Source organism: Mesorhizobium sp. USDA 4775 (genome assembly GCF_054062655.1).
The window spans coordinates 3,038,414-3,055,540 of sequence record NZ_JBSSFM010000001.1 but is presented as its reverse complement, the minus strand read 5'-3'; the positions used below and the strand labels follow the sequence as shown (position 1 = coordinate 3,055,540).

Annotated in this window: 14 protein-coding genes; 4 read left to right on the top strand and 10 right to left on the bottom strand. The window is 63.4% G+C overall.

Annotation, left to right across the window (positions count from 1 at the left end; translation table 11 throughout):
• Position 1 precedes the first annotated feature (1 nt).
• A complete protein-coding gene (locus tag ACVILI_RS14550) occupies positions 2-1,333 on the bottom strand; it encodes a dihydroorotase (protein ID WP_027046667.1) in 1,332 nt (443 codons plus the stop codon).
• Positions 1,334-1,408: 75 nt separating this feature from the next.
• Between ACVILI_RS14550 and ygfZ the strand changes: the two genes are divergently transcribed.
• The 3 genes from ygfZ (at position 1,409) to ACVILI_RS14535 (ending at position 5,111) form a co-directional block, all read left to right on the top strand.
• Complete coding sequence (gene ygfZ / locus ACVILI_RS14545; RefSeq protein WP_038645660.1) at positions 1,409-2,269, top strand: CAF17-like 4Fe-4S cluster assembly/insertion protein YgfZ; 861 nt, start codon at positions 1,409-1,411, stop codon at positions 2,267-2,269.
• Positions 2,269-2,904: an HD domain-containing protein gene (locus ACVILI_RS14540; protein ID WP_019857215.1), complete on the top strand. Its 636-nt coding sequence runs from the start codon at positions 2,269-2,271 to the stop codon at positions 2,902-2,904. Before ygfZ ends, ACVILI_RS14540 begins: the two co-directional genes overlap by 1 nt.
• A gap of 65 nt (positions 2,905-2,969) precedes the next feature.
• Positions 2,970-5,111 (top strand): putative bifunctional diguanylate cyclase/phosphodiesterase, encoded by a 2,142-nt coding sequence (locus ACVILI_RS14535; protein ID WP_038652391.1) that lies wholly within the window; start codon positions 2,970-2,972, stop codon positions 5,109-5,111.
• Between the two features lie 16 nt (positions 5,112-5,127).
• Here the strand turns inward: ACVILI_RS14535 and ACVILI_RS14530 are convergent, their stop codons facing one another.
• Entirely contained in the window at positions 5,128-6,018 is an 891-nt protein-coding gene (locus ACVILI_RS14530; RefSeq protein ID WP_038645658.1) for a fatty acid desaturase family protein, read from the bottom strand.
• Positions 6,019-6,131: 113 nt separating this feature from the next.
• On the opposite strand from ACVILI_RS14530, the gene ACVILI_RS14525 reads away from it, so the two are divergent.
• Positions 6,132-7,049: a LysR substrate-binding domain-containing protein gene (locus ACVILI_RS14525; RefSeq protein ID WP_027046664.1), complete on the top strand. Its 918-nt coding sequence runs from the start codon at positions 6,132-6,134 to the stop codon at positions 7,047-7,049.
• Positions 7,050-7,067: 18 nt separating this feature from the next.
• On the opposite strand, the gene ACVILI_RS14520 is transcribed toward ACVILI_RS14525, so the two are convergent.
• The 8 genes from ACVILI_RS14520 to ACVILI_RS14485 form a co-directional block, all read right to left on the bottom strand.
• Positions 7,068-7,340 carry a DUF3303 domain-containing protein gene (locus ACVILI_RS14520; protein ID WP_019857211.1) on the bottom strand — a complete coding sequence of 91 codons (273 nt, stop codon included), beginning with the start codon at positions 7,338-7,340 and terminating at the stop codon, positions 7,068-7,070.
• Between the two features lie 21 nt (positions 7,341-7,361).
• Entirely contained in the window at positions 7,362-8,825 is a 1,464-nt protein-coding gene (locus ACVILI_RS14515) for a RimK family alpha-L-glutamate ligase (RefSeq protein ID WP_019857210.1), read from the bottom strand.
• On the bottom strand, positions 8,822-9,928 hold the full coding sequence (locus ACVILI_RS14510) for a peptidase C39 family protein (protein ID WP_038645656.1): 1,107 nt from the start codon (positions 9,926-9,928) through the stop codon (positions 8,822-8,824). Before ACVILI_RS14510 ends, ACVILI_RS14515 begins: the two co-directional genes overlap by 4 nt.
• A gap of 207 nt (positions 9,929-10,135) precedes the next feature.
• On the bottom strand, positions 10,136-10,927 hold the full coding sequence (locus ACVILI_RS14505; RefSeq protein WP_038645654.1) for an anti-sigma factor family protein: 792 nt from the start codon (positions 10,925-10,927) through the stop codon (positions 10,136-10,138).
• The gene (locus tag ACVILI_RS14500) at positions 10,924-11,442 is read right to left on the bottom strand and encodes an RNA polymerase sigma factor (RefSeq protein WP_038645651.1); all 519 of its coding nucleotides are present in this window, start codon (positions 11,440-11,442) and stop codon (positions 10,924-10,926) included. The genes ACVILI_RS14505 and ACVILI_RS14500 overlap by 4 nt, the downstream gene beginning before the upstream one ends.
• 161 nt (positions 11,443-11,603) lie before the next feature.
• Positions 11,604-14,357 carry a DUF2339 domain-containing protein gene (locus ACVILI_RS14495; protein WP_038645649.1) on the bottom strand — a complete coding sequence of 918 codons (2,754 nt, stop codon included), beginning with the start codon at positions 14,355-14,357 and terminating at the stop codon, positions 11,604-11,606.
• A 184-nt stretch (positions 14,358-14,541) separates the two neighbouring features.
• Positions 14,542-15,303, bottom strand: a complete 762-nt coding sequence (gene recO / locus ACVILI_RS14490; RefSeq protein WP_019857205.1) for a DNA repair protein RecO — start codon at positions 15,301-15,303, stop codon at positions 14,542-14,544.
• 133 nt (positions 15,304-15,436) lie between these two features.
• Positions 15,437-16,588: a porin gene (locus tag ACVILI_RS14485; protein ID WP_019857204.1), complete on the bottom strand. Its 1,152-nt coding sequence runs from the start codon at positions 16,586-16,588 to the stop codon at positions 15,437-15,439.
• Positions 16,589-17,127 lie beyond the last annotated feature (539 nt).

The window sequence follows — 17,127 nt, the reverse complement described above, 5'->3', positions numbered from 1 at the left end:
CTCAGACGACAAGGGCCTCGGAAAACTCCACCGCCCTGCCCTGGCCCGGTGTGACGATTTCGCCTTCCCACATAACGCGGCGGCCGCGAATGACGGTGCCGACCGGCCAGCCGGTGACTTCCTTGCCGTCATAGGGCGTCCAGCCCGCCTTGGAGCCGGCCTGCGCATTGGTGATGGTCTCGCGCCGCTTCATATCGACAACCGTGAAGTCGGCGTCGTAGCCGGCGGCGATGCGGCCTTTTCTGGCCATGCCGAAAATGCGCTGCGGGCCGTGGCTGGACAGGTCGACGAACCGCTGCAAGGTCAGCCGGCCCGCGTTGACGTGGTCGAGCATGATCGGCACCAGCGTCTGCACGCCGGTCATGCCCGAGGGCGAGGCTGGATAGGGTTTTGCCTTTTCGGCCAGCGTGTGCGGTGCGTGGTCGGAGCCGAGCACGTCGACGATGCCTTGCGCGATGCCGTGCCAGACGCCATCGCGGTGGCGGGAGTCACGCACGGGTGGGTTCATCTGGATCAGTGTGCCGAGCCTGAGATAGTCGTCGGCGCTGAGCGTCAGATGATGCGGCGTCGCCTCGCAGGTCGCGACGTCCTTGTGCTGTTCGAGGAACAAGATCTCTTCGGCGGTAGAGATGTGCAGGACATGGATGCGGGCGCGAACGTCGCGCGCGATGCGCACCAGCCGTTCGGTGCAACGCAAGGCGGCGGTCTCGTCGCGCCAGACCGGATGCGATGACGGGTCGCCCTCGATGCGTTCGCCAAGGCGCTCGCGCAGCCGGAACTCGTCCTCCGAATGAAAGGCGGCACGGCGGCGAGTGTTCCGCAGGATCGAGGCGACGCCTTCGTCGTCCTCGACCAGCAGGTCGCCGGTGGACGAACCCATGAAAACCTTTATTCCCGCGGCGCCCGGCAGCCGCTCGAGCTCGCCGACATCCCTGGCGTTGTCGCGGGTACCGCCGACCCAGAACGCGAAATCGCAATGCATACGGTGGCTGCCTCGCCGAACCTTGTCGGCCAGCGTTGCCTCGCTGGTGGTCAACGGGTTGGTGTTGGGCATCTCGAACACGGCGGTGACGCCGCCAAGCACCGCCGCCCGCGAGCCGGTTTCCAGATCTTCCTTGTGCTCCAGTCCCGGCTCGCGAAAATGCACCTGACTGTCGATGACGCCCGGCAGGATGTGCAGGCCGCGACAGTCGATCGTCTCGCCGGCCGAGGCCTGGCGGAGATCGCCTATTGCGGCGATGCGTCCGTTCTTCACGCCAACGTCACGTGCCCCCTCGCCATCATGGTTGACCACTGTGCCGCCTGTCAGGATGAGGTCGTAGGTCATGGCCATGCTCTCTTGCGGGGGGAGTGTCAGCGGCTTACGTAATGGCCAACCGTTTTGCAAGATCAGGCTTTTATCCTCCCCATGCCCTTTGCCCTGCTGAAAGACCGCGCGCTCATCTCCGTCTCCGGCCAGGATGCCGAGCACTTTCTGCAAAACATCCTGACCACCGATCTCGATACGCTCGGCGCCGGCGAAGCAAAGCCGGGCGCGCTGTTGACGCCGCAAGGCAAGATCCTGTTCGACTTCCTGATCTCGCGTGCCGGCGAAAACGCCTTCCGGCTGGAATGCCGAGCCGACATTGCAGATGATTTCGTGCGCCGGCTCATACTCTACAAGCTTCGCGCCAAGGTCGAGATTGCCAAGTCGGAACAGTCGCTTGTCGCTGTTGCGTGGGGAAAAGAGTCAATCGCCTCAGAAAATGATTCAACCGCGTTTGCCGACAGGCGCTTTGCCAGGGAAAGCGTCACACGCACCTATGCCGGCATTGCGGATGCCGGCGAAATCGCCGCATGGAAGGCCTTCCGCATCGCCCACGGCATCGCGGAGAGCGGTGCCGACTATGCGTTGGGCGACGCCTTCCCGCATGACGTGCTTCTCGACGAGACCGGCGGCGTCGGCTTCAGGAAGGGCTGCTATGTCGGCCAGGAAGTGGTCTCGCGCATGCAGCATCGCGGCACCGCCAGGCGACGTGTGCTGATCGTGCAGGCTGGGCTTGCCCTGCCCGCCTCCGGCACCGAACTCACCGTCGAGGGCCGGCCGGTCGGCACGCTCGGCTCGACCGCCGGCGACATCGGGCTTGCCATTGCCCGCATCGACAGGGTCAAGGCGGCGCTGGACGCTGGCCAGCCGATCCTGGCCGGCGATGTTCCGGTGAGGCTCGCCATTCCCGCCTGGGCCAAATTCAGTTTTCCGCAGGAAACCGTCAGCGCGGAGGAAGCCTGATGGCGGCGGACCGCACCGGTGCGCCGCCGCGCGCCTGGCAGCGCATGCTGTCCGGCCGTCGGCTCGACCTGCTCGACCCCTCGCCGCTCGACATCGAGATTTCCGACATTGCCCATGGGCTCGCCCGCGTCGCCCGCTGGAACGGCCAGACCAGCGGCGAGCATGCGTTTTCGGTCGCCCAGCATTCGCTGCTGGTAGAAGCCCTGTTCAATCATCTGGTGCCTCAGGCTTCTGCCACCGACCGGCTCGCCGCGCTGCTGCACGATGCGCCTGAATATGTCATCGGCGACATGATCTCGCCGTTCAAGTCGGTGATGGGCGGCAGCTACAAGGACTGCGAATTGCGCCTGCAGCGCGCCATCCATCAGCGCTTTTCGCTGCCTCCCGAACCGGCTGCGGCACTGCGCAGGGACATCAAACGCGCCGACCAGATCGCCGCCTATTTCGAGGCAACGCTGCTGGCCGGCTTCTCGACCGCCGAGGCGACCGAATTCTTCGGCCGTCCGCGCGGTTTCTCCGCCGAGCGCTTCGATTTCACACCACGCTCGGTGACCTGGGCGCAAGATGCCTTCCTGAGGCGGTTTTCGGCGCTTGAGAAGTCGCGGCATCCAGTTGCAACGTCGGCGGTAGGGTAGAGAACGCTAAATTAACCGGAAACGGCAACAGTGTGGTGTTCGATCACGCACCGCAGGCGCGCCTCATGCCCGTCGTGGACGTCAAGGATGGTTCGATCGTCCCGCAACGGGCGCCCGAAGGCGTGGAGCGCTCTCGCCGCATGGAAGACGAGCTGCGCGAACAGAACGAACGCTTTTCAGCCGCTGTCGAGAACATGTCGCACGGGCTGTGCATGTTCGATGCCGACGAACGCGTGATCATCTGCAACGGCAACTACCTCAACATCTTCTGCCTCGACGCCAAGCTGGTACGACCAGGCATCCGCTTCATCGACATTCTGCGCCACAGCGTCGACATCGGCATCGCCTCGCAAAGCGCCGACGAGCTCTATGCCATCCGCAAACCCTACATCGACCAGGCGAAACCCTCGACCTACGAAGAGACGCTGTCGGACGGTCGCATCATAAACATCTCGCACCGCCCGCTGGCCGTGGGCGGTTGGGTCTCGATCTACGAGGACATCACCGAACAGCGGCGCGCCGAGCAGGACCTCAAGGAGCAGCATCGCCGTTTCGACGCGGCACTCGCCAACATGTCGCAAGGCCTGCTGATGTACGACGCCGACGGCAGGATGATCGTGCGCAACCGGCGTTTTCTGGAGCTCTACAACGTCACCGCGGGGGACTTTCCGCTCGGGACGACGCATCGCGACGCGCTCGAAAAACTGCTGGAACTCGGCATCTACCAGAAGATCGACGTCGACAGCGAAGTCGCCAAGACCGAGGCCTGCCTGGCGGCGGCAAAAATGCACTCGGCCTATCGTTATCTAACCGACGGCAGGACGGTCCTGGTCACGCGCCAGCCGATGAGCGGCGGCGGCTGGGTGGTGACCTTCGACGACGTCACCGAACGTCGACGCACCGAAGAGCGCATGATCCATCTTGCGCATCACGACACGCTGACCGGACTGCCCAACCGCTCGATGTTTCGCGAGCGGCTCGACCAGGCGCTGGAGGATGCGGCGGCACCGCCGTTGGCGATCTTCTCGCTCGATCTCGACCGCTTCAAGGCGATCAACGACACCTGGGGACATCCCGCCGGCGACTGGCTCTTGAAAAGCGTCGCCGAAAGGCTGCAGCGTTGCCTGCGCAATGAGACTGACGTCGTCGCCCGCTTCGGCGGCGACGAGTTCGTCGTCATGCAGTTCAACTCAAGGGGCGTCGCCGATGCTGAAAAACTGGCGAAGCGCATCGCCGAGGCCATCGCAAAACCGTTTCGCGACAGGAGCCGGGATATGCACATCGGCATCAGCCTGGGTATCGCTGTTTTCCCTGAAGATGGCAGGGACGCCGACACGCTGCTGAAAAACGCCGATACGGCGCTCTATCGGGCCAAGAGCGAAGGGAGAAACCTCTATCGCTTCTTCGAGCCCGCGATGGACGCCATAGTGCAGGCCCGGCGGGCTCTCGAGGTCGACCTCGAGGCCGCACAGCCGCGTCAGGAGTTCGATCTCGATTTCCAGCCCATCATGAACATCGCCTCCGGCGAGATCATCGGCGCGGAGGCCTTGATGCGCTGGCATTCCCCGGCGCGCGGCACCGTCGCGCCGGACGCGTTCATTCCCGTCGCCGAAGAGACCGGCCTGATCGTGCCGCTCGGCGAATGGGCGCTGAGGAAGGCCTGCGCGGCGGCGGCCAGCTGGCCGCCCGGCTTGCGCATCGCGGTCAATGTCTCGGCCGTGCAGCTCAAAAGCGGCGGGTTTGCCCGCAGTGTCATCTCGGCGTTGGCCTTTTCAGGCGTGCCGGCCGGACAGCTGGAGCTGGAAATCACAGAAACCGTGTTGATGGACGAGAGCAAAACCGTGCTGAAGACGCTGCGCCAATTGCGCGATCTCGGCATCCGCATCGCGCTGGATGATTTCGGCACCGGCTATTCCTCGCTCGGTTATCTCAGGCGTTTCCCGGTCGACAAGATCAAGATCGACCGCTCCTTCATCCGCGACATGAGCAATCGCGACACGGCGGCGATCGTCCGCACCATTATCGGGCTCGGCAACGAGCTTGGCATTGTCGTCACCGCCGAGGGCGTCGAGACCGAGGCGCAACTCGACATGCTGCGCGACAATGGCTGTGAAGAGGCGCAAGGCTATCTGATCGGTATCCCCTCGAAGGCGGCGGACATCCAGCGTCTGTTGAAGGCGCGTGCGCTACGCAGCCAGACCGGCTGATAGCGTAGGCGCAAGGTCAGATCAGCGTTTCCACGTATTTCTCGTGGAAGCTGACATAGCCCGGCTCGACCACCTTCAGATGCCGCTCGATCAGCGCGTGAAACTGCGGCAATTGGTGAAACGGCACGCCCGGATAGGCATGATGCTCGGCATGGAACGGCATGTTCCAGGCCAGCTTGCGCACCACCCAGTTGGTCAGCGTGGTTCGCGTATTCTCCAGCATGTTGGCCACGAACGGACAGCGGCCGTGCTCGGCGAGCAGATAGAGGCGCAGAAAGGGCTGCCCCAGCAGAGCCGGAATGATCCAGACATAGAGAAGCACGGAGAGACGGAAATAGACGGCGAACAGAAGAACGACGGCGTAAAAGGCAATCGTGGCGCGCGCTTCGGCCCGCACCTTGGGTCGGCCTTTCGGCGGCACATAGCTTTCCTGGCTGCCGCCAACCGCATTGGCGTAGAGCGTCTTGAGATGGCCCCACCACAGCGGGATGCCGGAAACATGCACGAGGTACTGCCGCAGCGTTTCCGGCTTGGGAAAGGCGAGCTCCGGATCGTTTTCAGGGTCCTGCGTGAAGCGGTGATGGGCGAAATGGAAATAACGGAACCAGTCGGCCGGCAGCGCCAGCGCCAGGCTGCACACCCGCGCCACGGCATCGTTCAGCCACTGCGTGTCGAAGGCCGTGCGATGAACCGTCTCGTGCAGCAGCGTGAACAGGAAGACGATCAGGATGCCTTGCGGCAGCATCAGCAGCGGCCAGAATGGCACTTTCGCGGCGATCAGCGATCCAATGATCACTATCGCTCCCCAATGGGCGCCGAGCTGAACGAGACCCACAGCATTGGACTTGGCGGTCAGGCGACTACGCTCCTCCGGGGTAAGTGACGCGATGATGTCGCGATGGTCCATCGATTTCGATCCAGGCTGGCGATTTGATAAGACCCACTCTAGTTGGTGAAAAAGCTTTCCAAAAACGACGATTCCTGCGATTTGGATAAGTTCATCTTATCTATATGGCGATCATGGTCACATCTCCATCGCTCAAAGGACTTCAGGCCTTCGAGGCCGCGGCGCGTACGGGCAGTTTTGCTGCGGCGGCGGAAGAGCTTTCGGTCTCGGCGGCCGCCGTCAGCCAGCTTATCCGCACCGTCGAGGAACAGATGGGGCGCAAGCTGTTTCATCGGGTCAACCGCAAGGTTGTGCTCACCGAGGCCGGCGTGGAGATGCTGCCTCGGTTGACCATGGCCTTCCACGAAATCGGCAGTGTCTCGCGCGAATTGGGCGGCGATGCCTTCCGCCCGCGCCTGGTGGTGTCGGTGCCGCCTTCCATGGCGATGGGCTGGCTTTCGCAGCGTCTGTCGGGCTTCGTCGCAAGCCACGGCGCCGCCGACATCTCGCTACGCGGCGACGACGACCCGGTGCCGTTCGACCGCGAACTGATCGACATCAGGCTCTCCTACGGTCCGCATTATCGCGAGCACCCGACCGAGGACATCACCCGGGACGCCGTCTATCCGGTCTGCGCACCGAGGCTTGCCAGCGCGATCAAGGCGGACGCCGGTCCGCTCGCCGGGCTGTCGCTGATCCACACCGACTGGGGACCAACCGGCGCCTCGTTTCCGTCCTGGCGCAACTGGTTCGAGGCTGAAGGTGTCCAACCTGGCCGGGCGGCGCAGCGGGGCCTGTCGGCCAACTCGTCGCGCGCCGCCCTCGACCTCGCCATTTCGGGGCTGGGTGTGGCACTGGCGCAAGGGGTCTATTGTGCCGAGGCGGTGGAGGACGGCAGGCTGGTTCGGCCCGCCGCCAGGGCGATCGCACTGCGCCAGCCCTATTGCCTGACCATTCCCGAGCGCAGCGCCAGGCGCGATGTCGTGGCGGCATTCCGCGATTGGCTGATCGAGGAATGCCGTCGCGCCGTGGGCTCGCCGGCGCTGCGTTGACCCGTCGGGCTCGCGTGGTCACAGGTGCCCGCTCAAGGCCGCCACCATTTCCTTGCTCGTCGCCACCGGAATGATCTCGAACTCGACCAGATCGGCCCATTCGATCACCCAGCGTTGCAGCAGCGTGACGTCGTCCGTCTCCACCAGCAGGAAGCAGCGGCTCATGTCCGCGGCGATCCAGCTGTGGTGAACGACAAGCTCCTCCGGCTTCAGGCGGCCCCGATCGCGGAAACGGCGGTAGATATCCTTGCGGTCGCAGCCGGTGAAATCCTCGATCACAATGAACTGCATGTTTTCCCCTTGGTGGACTTGTTACCGCCCCGGCCGGTCGAGCCGCTCCAGGAACCACTGCGTCAGCCGCACCCAGACCTCGTCCTTTTCGCCGGAATCCTCCCAGCCATGGTCGAGATTGGGGTTGTCGTTGACCTCGATGACGAAGACGCCGTCCTTGGTCTCCTTGAGGTCGACGCCATAGAGGCCGTCGCCGATGCAGCGCGCCGCCTTGACCGCCGTCTCGACGACATGGGCCGGCGTCTCCTTCAGCGTGAAGGTCTTGATGCCACCTTGGTCGGGCTTGCCATTGGCCTTGTGGTTGACGATCTGCCAGTGCTTCTTGGCCATCAGATAGTGCACGGCAAACAGCGGCTGGCCGCCGAGCACGCCGACGCGCCAGTCATATTCGGTCGGAATGAATTTCTGCGCGATGAGGAGGTCGGAATCCTCCAGCCACTCGGTCGCAAGCCGTGTCAGTTCCTCAAGATTCTCGCATTTCTTGACGCCGCGCGAGAAGGACGAATCCGGGATCTTCAGCACGAGCGGGAAGCCCAGCGTCTGCGCGGCCAGTTCGAAGTCGGAAGTGCCGGCGATCATCACGGTCGGCGGCACCGGCACCTTGTTGTAGGCCATCAGCTCGTTGAGATAGACCTTGTTGGTGCAACGGATCATCGACAGCGGATCGTCGATGACGGGCATGCCTTCCTGCTGGGCGCGGCGGGCGAAACGATAGGTGTGGTTGGAGATCGAAGTGGTCTCGCGGATGAACAGCGCATCGTAGTTCGCGAGCTTGGCAAGATCCTTCCTGGTGATAGGCTCGATTTCGACGCCCATCTTTTCGGCGATCTTGGCCCAGTAGCGCAGCGACGAGATTTCCGACGGCGGCAGTTCCTCGTGCGGATCGACCAGCGTGGCGAAGGTGTAGCGCGCCGGCGTGCGCCCCTTGGTGTCGCGCCATTCACGGTTGGTGTAGGTCTCCAGGCACTGGATGAAGCTTTTTTCCTCGTCCTCGGTCATACGCGCCAACGGATGGAAGCCGATCTTGCGGATCGAAGCCCATTCAGCGCTGTCCTTGATGTGAACCTCGAGCGCCGGCGCCCGGAACCAGTCGAACAACAGCTTGGCGAAGCGGTCCCAGACTTTCGACGGGCCGATGCCGAAAAAGATGCACACCTTGGCTGGAAAGGCGCCGCCGAGATCCTTGCGGCATTTGTTGAGCGCCAGTTCCAGTTCCGGCAGCGCATGTTCGTAGAGCTTGCGTTCGGACAGGTCGATCATCGTCTCAACGGTCGGAATGACCTTGTGGCCGCGCGAACTCGCCAGCAGCGAGGCATAGTAGCCGCGGCTCTGGTAGCCGTAATTGTTGGACAGGTTGATGACCTTCGGCCGCTGGCCGCGGAACAGCGACGGATGCGCGAGATAGTCGCGATTGGTGATGATCTTATGCGGTGTCGCCACCTGGTCGAGATCGCTCTGCCGGCCGGTAAGGATGACCCAGGTCATTGTGTGTCGCGCTTCCCCAGAGTGATGGCGGCACGCAGTCCGTCGCGGCCGAACTGCGCCATGTTCATGAAGATGCCGTAGGGCACGGGAATGTTGGCGGCATCAAGGATGGTTTCCTGCCTTTCGTCCTCGACCCAGGGATCGTGGATAAGAATATGATCGCCATCGTCGCCGATGGCCAGCACCCAGTGCGGCACCTTCTTGCCGAACATCAGGAAACCGCTGATCAGCACCAGCACCAGTTTTCCCTCTGATATCGCGGTTCTGATGTCATCGATGGTGAAGGAGCGGTAATTCACCGGGATGCCGTAAAGTTCCGCGCGGCGGCGAAAGTCGACCTGGGCCAGTTCCATCACGCGGCGCTTGTCCTCGCTGCGCACCGATTGCAGAAACAGCGCGCCGTAGAAGGAAACAAAGATCTCCGCCGCGAGCCCGCTTTCATAACCCGAGACAGCCAGGCCGAATGGTTCGCAGCCGCCCGGCCCCGACATCATGAAGACGGTCGTGGCCTCGCGCCAGAGGCGGATTTCCATCACCGGATCGGGCACGAAGTCGCGGTCGAAATTGGCCATGGCCATCATCAGGCAGCATGGGCCGCAGGTGAACTCGCAGGTCTGCTGGTAGAACGGCACCCTTGTGGCGACCGGAAGGTCGCCGCGCAGGGTTTTCTCATAACGAAGCGCGGTCGCGCCGTCCTCGTAATAGCCAGGCTCGCGGCCAATCTTGCGGTAGCCGGCCCGCTCGTAGATGCGGATGGCGCGGTCGTTGTCCTCGCGCACTTCGAGACGCAGCATCATGCGATCGTGCCCGAAGGCCGCCTCCTCCGCCGCAGTCAAAAGCTGGCGCCCGATGCCAAGCGCGCCGAAAAATGGACCGACGGCTATGGAATAGAGCCGCGCCACCCCACTGCCCTTGCGGAACAGCACGATCGCGTAGCCGGCGACGCGGCCGTCGAGCTCGGCGACCAGCGTCTCAGCGGTCTCGCGCTCGATGAAAAGGCGAAAGGAGCGACGGGAAATGCGATCGCTCGAAAAAACGGCTTTCTCGATGGCGGCGAGATCATCGACGTCAGACGCGCGGGCCGTACGGATCTCGGCAGGCATGCGACTTGAGAAAACCTCGATTGCGTTGCGGAAACGGCCCCGATCAAAAGCGTCGCAAACACCGGCCGAAGCGCCAGTATTCATCAAGCGCTATCGCTCCTTGATTAGGGCCGAATTGTGACAGTTTCGGCGGTGGCAAGGAAGCTCGCGGGCTTTGAGCAGGATCCCTGTTTGATAGGCCACCGGCTGCGAACAATTGCGGCCAACTCAGCTTGCGAGACCCGCCAGAAGCTGGCCATAGGCATTCTTGGCCACGACTGCCAATTGCTCGCGCGGCAGCGAGCCGACGACGGCGCAGCCATAGCCCTTGTCCAGCCAGTAGACGGCCTGCGGGCCGTCCTGCGCCGAAGCATAGGTGCCCTTGGCATTCTCCACCGATTCCGCGGTGACGAAGAGGGATATGCGCTCGCCCTTGTCGTCCTCGTAGAGCAGCATCGCGGCCTTGCTGTCGCCGGCCGGCAGCAAGCGGCCGCCAACCAGTTGGAAGCCGTTCGCGGTCAGGTCCGGCGCCACCAGCTTCAGCCCGACCCGGTTGGACAGCCAGGTCTGCAAATGATCCTTGTCGCTGGCCGGCACTTCCACGGCATGCCGCTTCTCGGCGGCGTAGATGACATGGGCGGCAATCGCCTGTTCGGCGAGCCGATCTTCCGCCGGGTCCTCCTGTCCGATGCCGTCCATGCCGGCAAAGTAGCCGCCAAATCCACCCGTGGCCAAAAGCACCGCCGCGGCAGCGGCAAGCCACCAGCGCGAGCGCGGCACCGCAGTCTTAACCGGCGCTTCGCCGAGCACCACCTTGCGCAAGCGCGCGGGAACAGGTTCATCCAGCACGCCGGCAAAGGCCGAGCGCAACGCCTCCCGGTCGGCTGTGAAGCGGGCGCTCCTGGCCTTCATCTCGGGGTTGGCGTCCAGCCAGGCATCATAGGCGGCGCGCTCGTCGGCCGGCAGTTCGCCGTCGAGCGCCATATGGATGTCACGTTCTGAAAAATCGCGGCGGATCATTTCTCGACGATCCTTATCGCGCGGCGACGCGCCGTGTCATCCAGCAAGCCGCGCAGCTCCTCACGCCCGCGCGCAATGCGCGACATCAGCGTGCCGGCGGGCACGCCCAGCATGTTGGCGGCCTCGGCATAGGAGAAGCCTTCGATGGCGACCATGACAAGAGCCGCACGGCGATCGGGGCTGATTGCCTGCAGCGCGTTGATGATCTCACGCGAGGCGATGCCGTCCAACTGCTCTGCCGGCTGGGCCACCGCCTCGCCCGCTTCCAGGGGCAGCATCGCCGCTTCGCCGCGACGGTTCACCTTGCGCATCTGGTCGATGAACAAATGATGCATGATCGTAAACAGCCACCTCCTGGGGCTTTCTCCCGTCTGCCAGTTGTCTAGCCGCACGAGTGCGCGCTCGAGGCAGTCCTGGACGAGGTCGTCGGCAGAATCCCGGTCGCGCAACAGCGAGCGTGCGTAGCGGCGCAGGCGCGGTATTTCGCCAAGGATTGCTGCCTTCTTTTCGTCCATGACCGCTGGTTCTGAAATCGCCCTTGTTGATCCCGATTCAACGCGCCTTCCCGGCGCGACGCAAGCGGCCAGCGCGAAGCGGTCCACCGCCCCGGTCACCCAAGCAATGAGATAACGCTGGCGGGTACCGGTTTATTCCCGGCTTGATTGAACGCCTGCCGTCATTGCTCGACGACCGGTATCTCCTCCCTCGCCGCCCTGGTCAAAAGCCGCTGGTAGAACAGGCCAATGCCGATCAGCACGCCGCCGAGGCCGATGAAGGACAGCGCCCTGAGTACGCCCTCCAGCTCCGACATGTCGAAGAGGAAGACCTTCAGCACGGCAATTGCGATCAACGCGGCCGAGGCAATGCGCAGCACCTGCGACTTCAGCCAGACGCCGGCGGTGAGCAGCGCCACGCCGATCACCAGCCAGAGCGCCGAATAGGTGTAGGTTTCCAACTGGCCGAGCCCGCTCCACAGGCCGATGAACTCACCCTTGAACAGCCGCCTGACCGACAGGGTGGCATAGGCAAAGGCAAGCAGCGCCGCGACCAGTGCCAGCATTGCCGAATACCATGTTGGCCGCTTGCCCCTGACATAGAGCGCCAGTCCGCCGGCGGCGACGGCCGGCAGGAGATAGGCAAGGAACAACAGGTTGAAGACCGGGATCCGGCCGGTCGATTCGTCCGTAAACAGCGGATTGAGCACCACGAAGTGCCGGATGACGATCAGGGTGACCGAAACCACGCCCGCTGCCATCGAACCATAGCGCAGCACCGAACTTGGCGAGCGCATGTCGATGGCGACCAGGATGGCGCCGGCGCCGATGGCAATCAGCGTGTAGATCGCCTGTTCGGCGAGCGTCATCGGACCCGTGTCGATGACACCGCCATGCATGGCGTGACGCACCAGCATGGCGACGGCAAGCAGCGCAAACAGCGCCGCCGCGGCTTCCATGACGAGGCGCGGCCGGCCATTGGTGGTGCGGGCGAGTTGCCAGGCGGCGAAGCCAAAGGCGAGCGCCGGGACGCCATAGCCCGGCAGCAGCCAGTTGAACACCGGTGTCGTCGACAGGAACTCGGCGCCGACGATGGTCGGATCGAAGGCGACGCGGCCAAGCACGGCGATCACCGCGCCAACCGAAATCCAGCCTAGCACCGGGTAGGAGCGCCAACGTGTGGCCAGCGCCGGCACTATGACTGCTGCACCAAGCAGAATGGTGGTCCAGCCGGAATTGAAAGCCATGTGCAGCATCAAGAGGCCGGCGATCGCCGCGCCTCCGAGGGCAAACGACACCGCTATGCCGCCCTTGAGCGGCGGCTCTTCGGCGCGCGCGATCCACTCGCCACCGGCGGCGAAAACCACGACCAGCAGTGCTGCGACGGCGGCGTAGACAAAGTCGCGGTCGAGATTGCCGAAGGTGAACCAGAGCGCCAGCAGGATGACCAACGGCACGATGACACCCGATGCCGCCCATGAGGCGGATCGAAGCGAGGAAGATGCCGCGAATTTGCGGGCGGCCCAAAGGCCCGCGCCGATGAAGACCAGGCCGAGCGCAATGCCGATGCGCAAGGTCAGGGCATTGGACGTCGCCACGGGCAAACCATCGACACCGAGTGCGCCGGCCGAAAAGTCGGACACGATCGAGGTTGGCGGGATGATGCCGAGATAGATCATGACCGTCGCCAGTCCGGCGGCGTAAAGCAGCGGTAGCGCCAGCGGGCGATAAAGCGCGACGGCCACCATCGCCGCGAGGATCGCGGCGCCCGGCAAGGCATAGCCGGCCGCGGCGAAGGCTGGGTCGACCGACAGGCCCAGCGCCGAGAAGGCAACGAACAGGGCAGGCACGATGGACGGCCAGTCGAAGGCCCTGGCGGCGACGATTTCATCACGGCGACCGAGCCAGACAAAAGCGAGGACGGCCAGGGTGACGGCGTCGATGAACAGGATGGAGGAGAGGTTCGCAGCCGGCGCGTCGGTCATATAGAGAATGGTCCAGATGCCGGTGCCGAAAAAGGCCGCCGCCACCAGCGCTTTCCAGTCGCGCATGCGGGCGATGACGCTGGTGGCGGCGAGCACGATGGCGAGGTAGCCGAACAACGCCCAGGGGTTGGGCGCCTGGGAGGCGATCAGCATCGGCGTCACCATGGCGCCGACAAGACCGATGCCGGCCAGGGCCAGGCCATGGACCAGGGCAGCCGCGATCGTCGCCACACCGATGGCCCCAAGCAGCGTGAAGGCAAGCGCCGGGCCAATGAAGCCGTAAATGCCATGGGCGGCATAGACAGTGCCGAACAGGATGAAGGCACCGGCCGCCGTCAGGATCGCCGGAACATAGGCGCCGGCAACGCCTTGCACCGGCACCTTGAAGCCGGTGCGGCGTATGAACTCGCCGCCGGCAACCAGCACCAGCCCAAGCACCGCCGCCATGGTGAGCCGCACGCCGGGGCCGAAAATGCCAGCCTCGATTGTGTAGCGGATCAGGAACAGGCCACCCAGTGCCAGCGCGATGCCGCCGACCCAGACCGCCCAGCGCGTGCCGAGTGCCGTCTCGATATCCGGCTTGCCGGGGGCCTTGGAGGCTGCAACCGGCTCGACAGGTTCTGCTGCCTTCGGAGCCTCGCTCGTGGACCAGGGGCCGGACACAGCCTCGCCAGCCGGAGCTTCCGTTTCTGTAGCCGGCGCCTGTACGACCGGTCCACTCACCGCCGGCGAGGCAATATCGGCCGTGGCCGCGAGCACCGGCGCCGCTTCGGCCTTGCCATCGGCCGCCATCTGTTCTGCCGGCTTGGCCACCGGCGGCACGGCGCCTGAAAGGACGAGACTGCGCAGCGCGCCAAGTTCGCGTTCGATCAGACCGATGCGGCTCTGCTGACGCGAAATAATGACGAACAAGGCGATGATGGCGACAAGCCCGATCAGGCTTTCAAACATGGCGGTTCCCCCAAACCAGGCCAGTTTTCACTGACGTTTCATCTCACTGACATCCAAATACGGTGGCTAAACGGCTGAAAAACTCAACGCGCCGCCAGATTGGCGGCTGGAACATGTCTCGGTACCGAAAGCCAAGAGCTTGCCGCCGAGCGACGAATCCGACCCCGATAAAGTTCGACCTCCATCATGCCGCATTGTCTCCGGCAATGGCCTTGCGCGTCGCATGATGCTTGCGCAAGGCGGCGAGAAAGCCGGCGCGGGCATCGGGCTGTTCGATACCGCGCGGCTCATAGACGTGGCGCGTGAAGAAAAACCCGGTGAGCCGGAAGGCGTCCTCGATCGCGGCTGGATCTCCGCGCAGGCCGGAGCCGCGTTGCAGAAAGGCGGGCAGCGCCAGCATCTTGTCGCGCCATGGCGCGCCAGCTTCGCGCGACACCGCGCGGCCCGACTTCGGCGAGACATAGGCCAGATCCTGCCTTGTGCCGGTGGCGGCGCATTGGCTGAGGTCGAGGCCGAAGCCAAGTTCGTCAAGGATCAGAAGTTCGAAGCGCGCCACCAGTTCGCCGGCAGCATCGGGATCGTCGAGATGGACGATCATCACGGAAAGCGCCTCGTAAAGGCCGCCATGGGCGTCACGCTCGGGCAAGAGACGCAGATGCGCGGCCATGGTCTGCAGGCCGTAGACGGCAACGGCGCTGTCCATCAGCCTGGCAGCGTTCATCTCGATCGCCTCGGCCTGGAACGTGCCGAGATGCTCGTCAAGGCGCGCCCGCCATAAGAGATCGACGCGATTGCCGGGCTGGAGAACAGGTTGCTGCTTGCGCGAGCGACCGCCGCGCACGAGGCCGAGATGGCGGCCATGCACACGGGTCATCACCTCGAGTATGGCGCTGGTTTCGCCATGCTTGCGAGTGCCGAGAATGATTCCCTCGTCGCGCCATTCCATGCCCAGAGCTTTTCACCGATCGGGTGGCGAAATCAAGGTATGGGCTTGGCGCCTGGGCCGGCTCTCGCACCCACGCATAAAAAACCGCCCGCAGCGATACGCTGCGGGCGGCCTGGTAAGGTCAGTCGATCGGTTAGAACGAGCGCTGGAAGCGAACGATGCCGCCGACGCTGTCCTTCTTGTTGGCCTTGCTCCAGTTGCCGTAGAGGGACGGGTTGCCATAGTTGCCGTAGTGATCCCAGTCGACTTCGGTCGTGATCGTGAAGCCGGGGACGATGGTGTAAGCGACGTTCGCCGCAAGAGCGTAGTTCTTGTCGTCGTCAGCCGAAGCCTGGACGTTGAACGCGGTCTTGTCGTTGAACTTGTAGGTGCCGCCACCCCAGACGGCCCAGTTGCCGCCCCACGGCTTGTACTGGCCACGGCCCTTGGAGAAGTCGCGGAGATTATCGTCAGTGCCATAGCCGCCCATGACGAAAAGGGTCAGTTCCTTGGTGACGTTGACATCCAAGCGAACCTTGCCGGCCACTTCCTCGTAGTTGCTGTCATAGGCGACGACACCGGTGATCGCACCCCAGTCACCCTTGTACTTCAAGCCACCGACGACATGCGGAACGTAGCTGTCGATCGTGTCGCTGATGCCTGAAGCATCGGTGCCTTCTTCGAGCGAGACGACGCCCGAGAAGCCGCTGCCGGCGTCAAAATAGTAGCTGATAAGGTTGGTGTCCTTGATACCATACGGGATGATGGTGTCCTGGATGACATTGCCGGCGTAGCCGATGAACGAGTCATACGTCGTCTCGTCCTTACCGACGCGCAGGCCGCCGAGCTGGATCCAGGCGAAGTTCAGCGTTACCGCCTTGTTAACAGCCTGCCAGTCGGTGGCGCCGCCAGTATAGTCACCAGACTTGTTGCCGAACTGGAAGCGGGTCTCGGTGAAGGTCTTCAACGTACCGAGCTCGGTTTCCTGACCGGTGTAGGTCCTCAGCGCGAAGCGCATGTTCTTGTAGTAGGTGTCGTGCCTACCGTCGCCCATGTGATCGGCAACGTTGTTGACACCATCCAGCGTGCCCGAATCGCCGACGCCGATGTCATAGCGGAGATAGCCGCCGATGCGCAGGCAGGTCTCGGTGCCGGGGATGTAGAAGTAGCCGGCGCCGTAGACGTCGCAGATCTTGACGTATTCGGCGGGTTCCGGTTCGGCGACGACGACCGCGTCGGCGGCGCGAGCGCCGGAGACCGCGATCAGGGCCGCGGCTGAGCCGAGAAGGAGGCTCTTGATGTTCATTTTCTGACCTCTCCAGTCATAGTTTAAATGGCTTCGGATTTGTGGCTGGCGGATATGTTTTCCCGCCTCACCTCCACAACGAAAAAGGCGCGCACCGCGTCCCCTTTTCGCGGCGAACATACCCATCAATCTTCCGCCTTCAATGACGGTTTTGAAAATAACGGCGATTCACGGAACAGTTTTATGCCGTGTTGCACAAATAACACTAGCTGCGGCACAATCGGAACAACGTCATAAAATAAATATATATGCCGAAAATTTCTCGGCTAACTATATTCTCGAGGCAATGTATTTTGGCGCGTCCGCTGCAATCGCCAATATAACATCGACTTTTCGAAGATATCCTTATTGCTTTTCGCAGAAATGACCATGGCAATTCATCATCGTTTGAGGGCACGCCAGTGCTGCGACGATGCCGGCGCAGCCGATCGGCTTTGCCGAGGCAAACCAGCATCGCCTGGAATGCTGCCCCATTGATAATCGCGTGACGGAGCAGACTGGACACGGCGCAAACAGGCTCGGCCCGCCATAAAATCGGA

Excerpts from the sequence above, each read along its gene's own strand:
- ACVILI_RS14550 (WP_027046667.1), bottom strand. The coding sequence starts at position 1,333 with ATGGCCATGACCTACGACCTCATCCTGACAGGCGGCACAGTGGTCAAC.
- ygfZ (WP_038645660.1), top strand. The coding sequence starts at position 1,409 with ATGCCCTTTGCCCTGCTGAAAGACCGCGCGCTCATCTCCGTCTCCGGC.
- ACVILI_RS14540 (WP_019857215.1), top strand. The coding sequence starts at position 2,269 with ATGGCGGCGGACCGCACCGGTGCGCCGCCGCGCGCCTGGCAGCGCATG.
- ACVILI_RS14535 (WP_038652391.1), top strand. The coding sequence starts at position 2,970 with ATGCCCGTCGTGGACGTCAAGGATGGTTCGATCGTCCCGCAACGGGCG.
- ACVILI_RS14530 (WP_038645658.1), bottom strand. The coding sequence starts at position 6,018 with ATGGACCATCGCGACATCATCGCGTCACTTACCCCGGAGGAGCGTAGT.
- ACVILI_RS14525 (WP_027046664.1), top strand. The coding sequence starts at position 6,132 with ATGGTCACATCTCCATCGCTCAAAGGACTTCAGGCCTTCGAGGCCGCG.
- ACVILI_RS14520 (WP_019857211.1), bottom strand. The coding sequence starts at position 7,340 with ATGCAGTTCATTGTGATCGAGGATTTCACCGGCTGCGACCGCAAGGAT.
- ACVILI_RS14515 (WP_019857210.1), bottom strand. The coding sequence starts at position 8,825 with ATGACCTGGGTCATCCTTACCGGCCGGCAGAGCGATCTCGACCAGGTG.
- ACVILI_RS14510 (WP_038645656.1), bottom strand. The coding sequence starts at position 9,928 with ATGCCTGCCGAGATCCGTACGGCCCGCGCGTCTGACGTCGATGATCTC.
- ACVILI_RS14505 (WP_038645654.1), bottom strand. The coding sequence starts at position 10,927 with ATGATCCGCCGCGATTTTTCAGAACGTGACATCCATATGGCGCTCGAC.
- ACVILI_RS14500 (WP_038645651.1), bottom strand. The coding sequence starts at position 11,442 with ATGGACGAAAAGAAGGCAGCAATCCTTGGCGAAATACCGCGCCTGCGC.
- ACVILI_RS14495 (WP_038645649.1), bottom strand. The coding sequence starts at position 14,357 with ATGTTTGAAAGCCTGATCGGGCTTGTCGCCATCATCGCCTTGTTCGTC.
- recO (WP_019857205.1), bottom strand. The coding sequence starts at position 15,303 with ATGGAATGGCGCGACGAGGGAATCATTCTCGGCACTCGCAAGCATGGC.
- ACVILI_RS14485 (WP_019857204.1), bottom strand. The coding sequence starts at position 16,588 with ATGAACATCAAGAGCCTCCTTCTCGGCTCAGCCGCGGCCCTGATCGCG.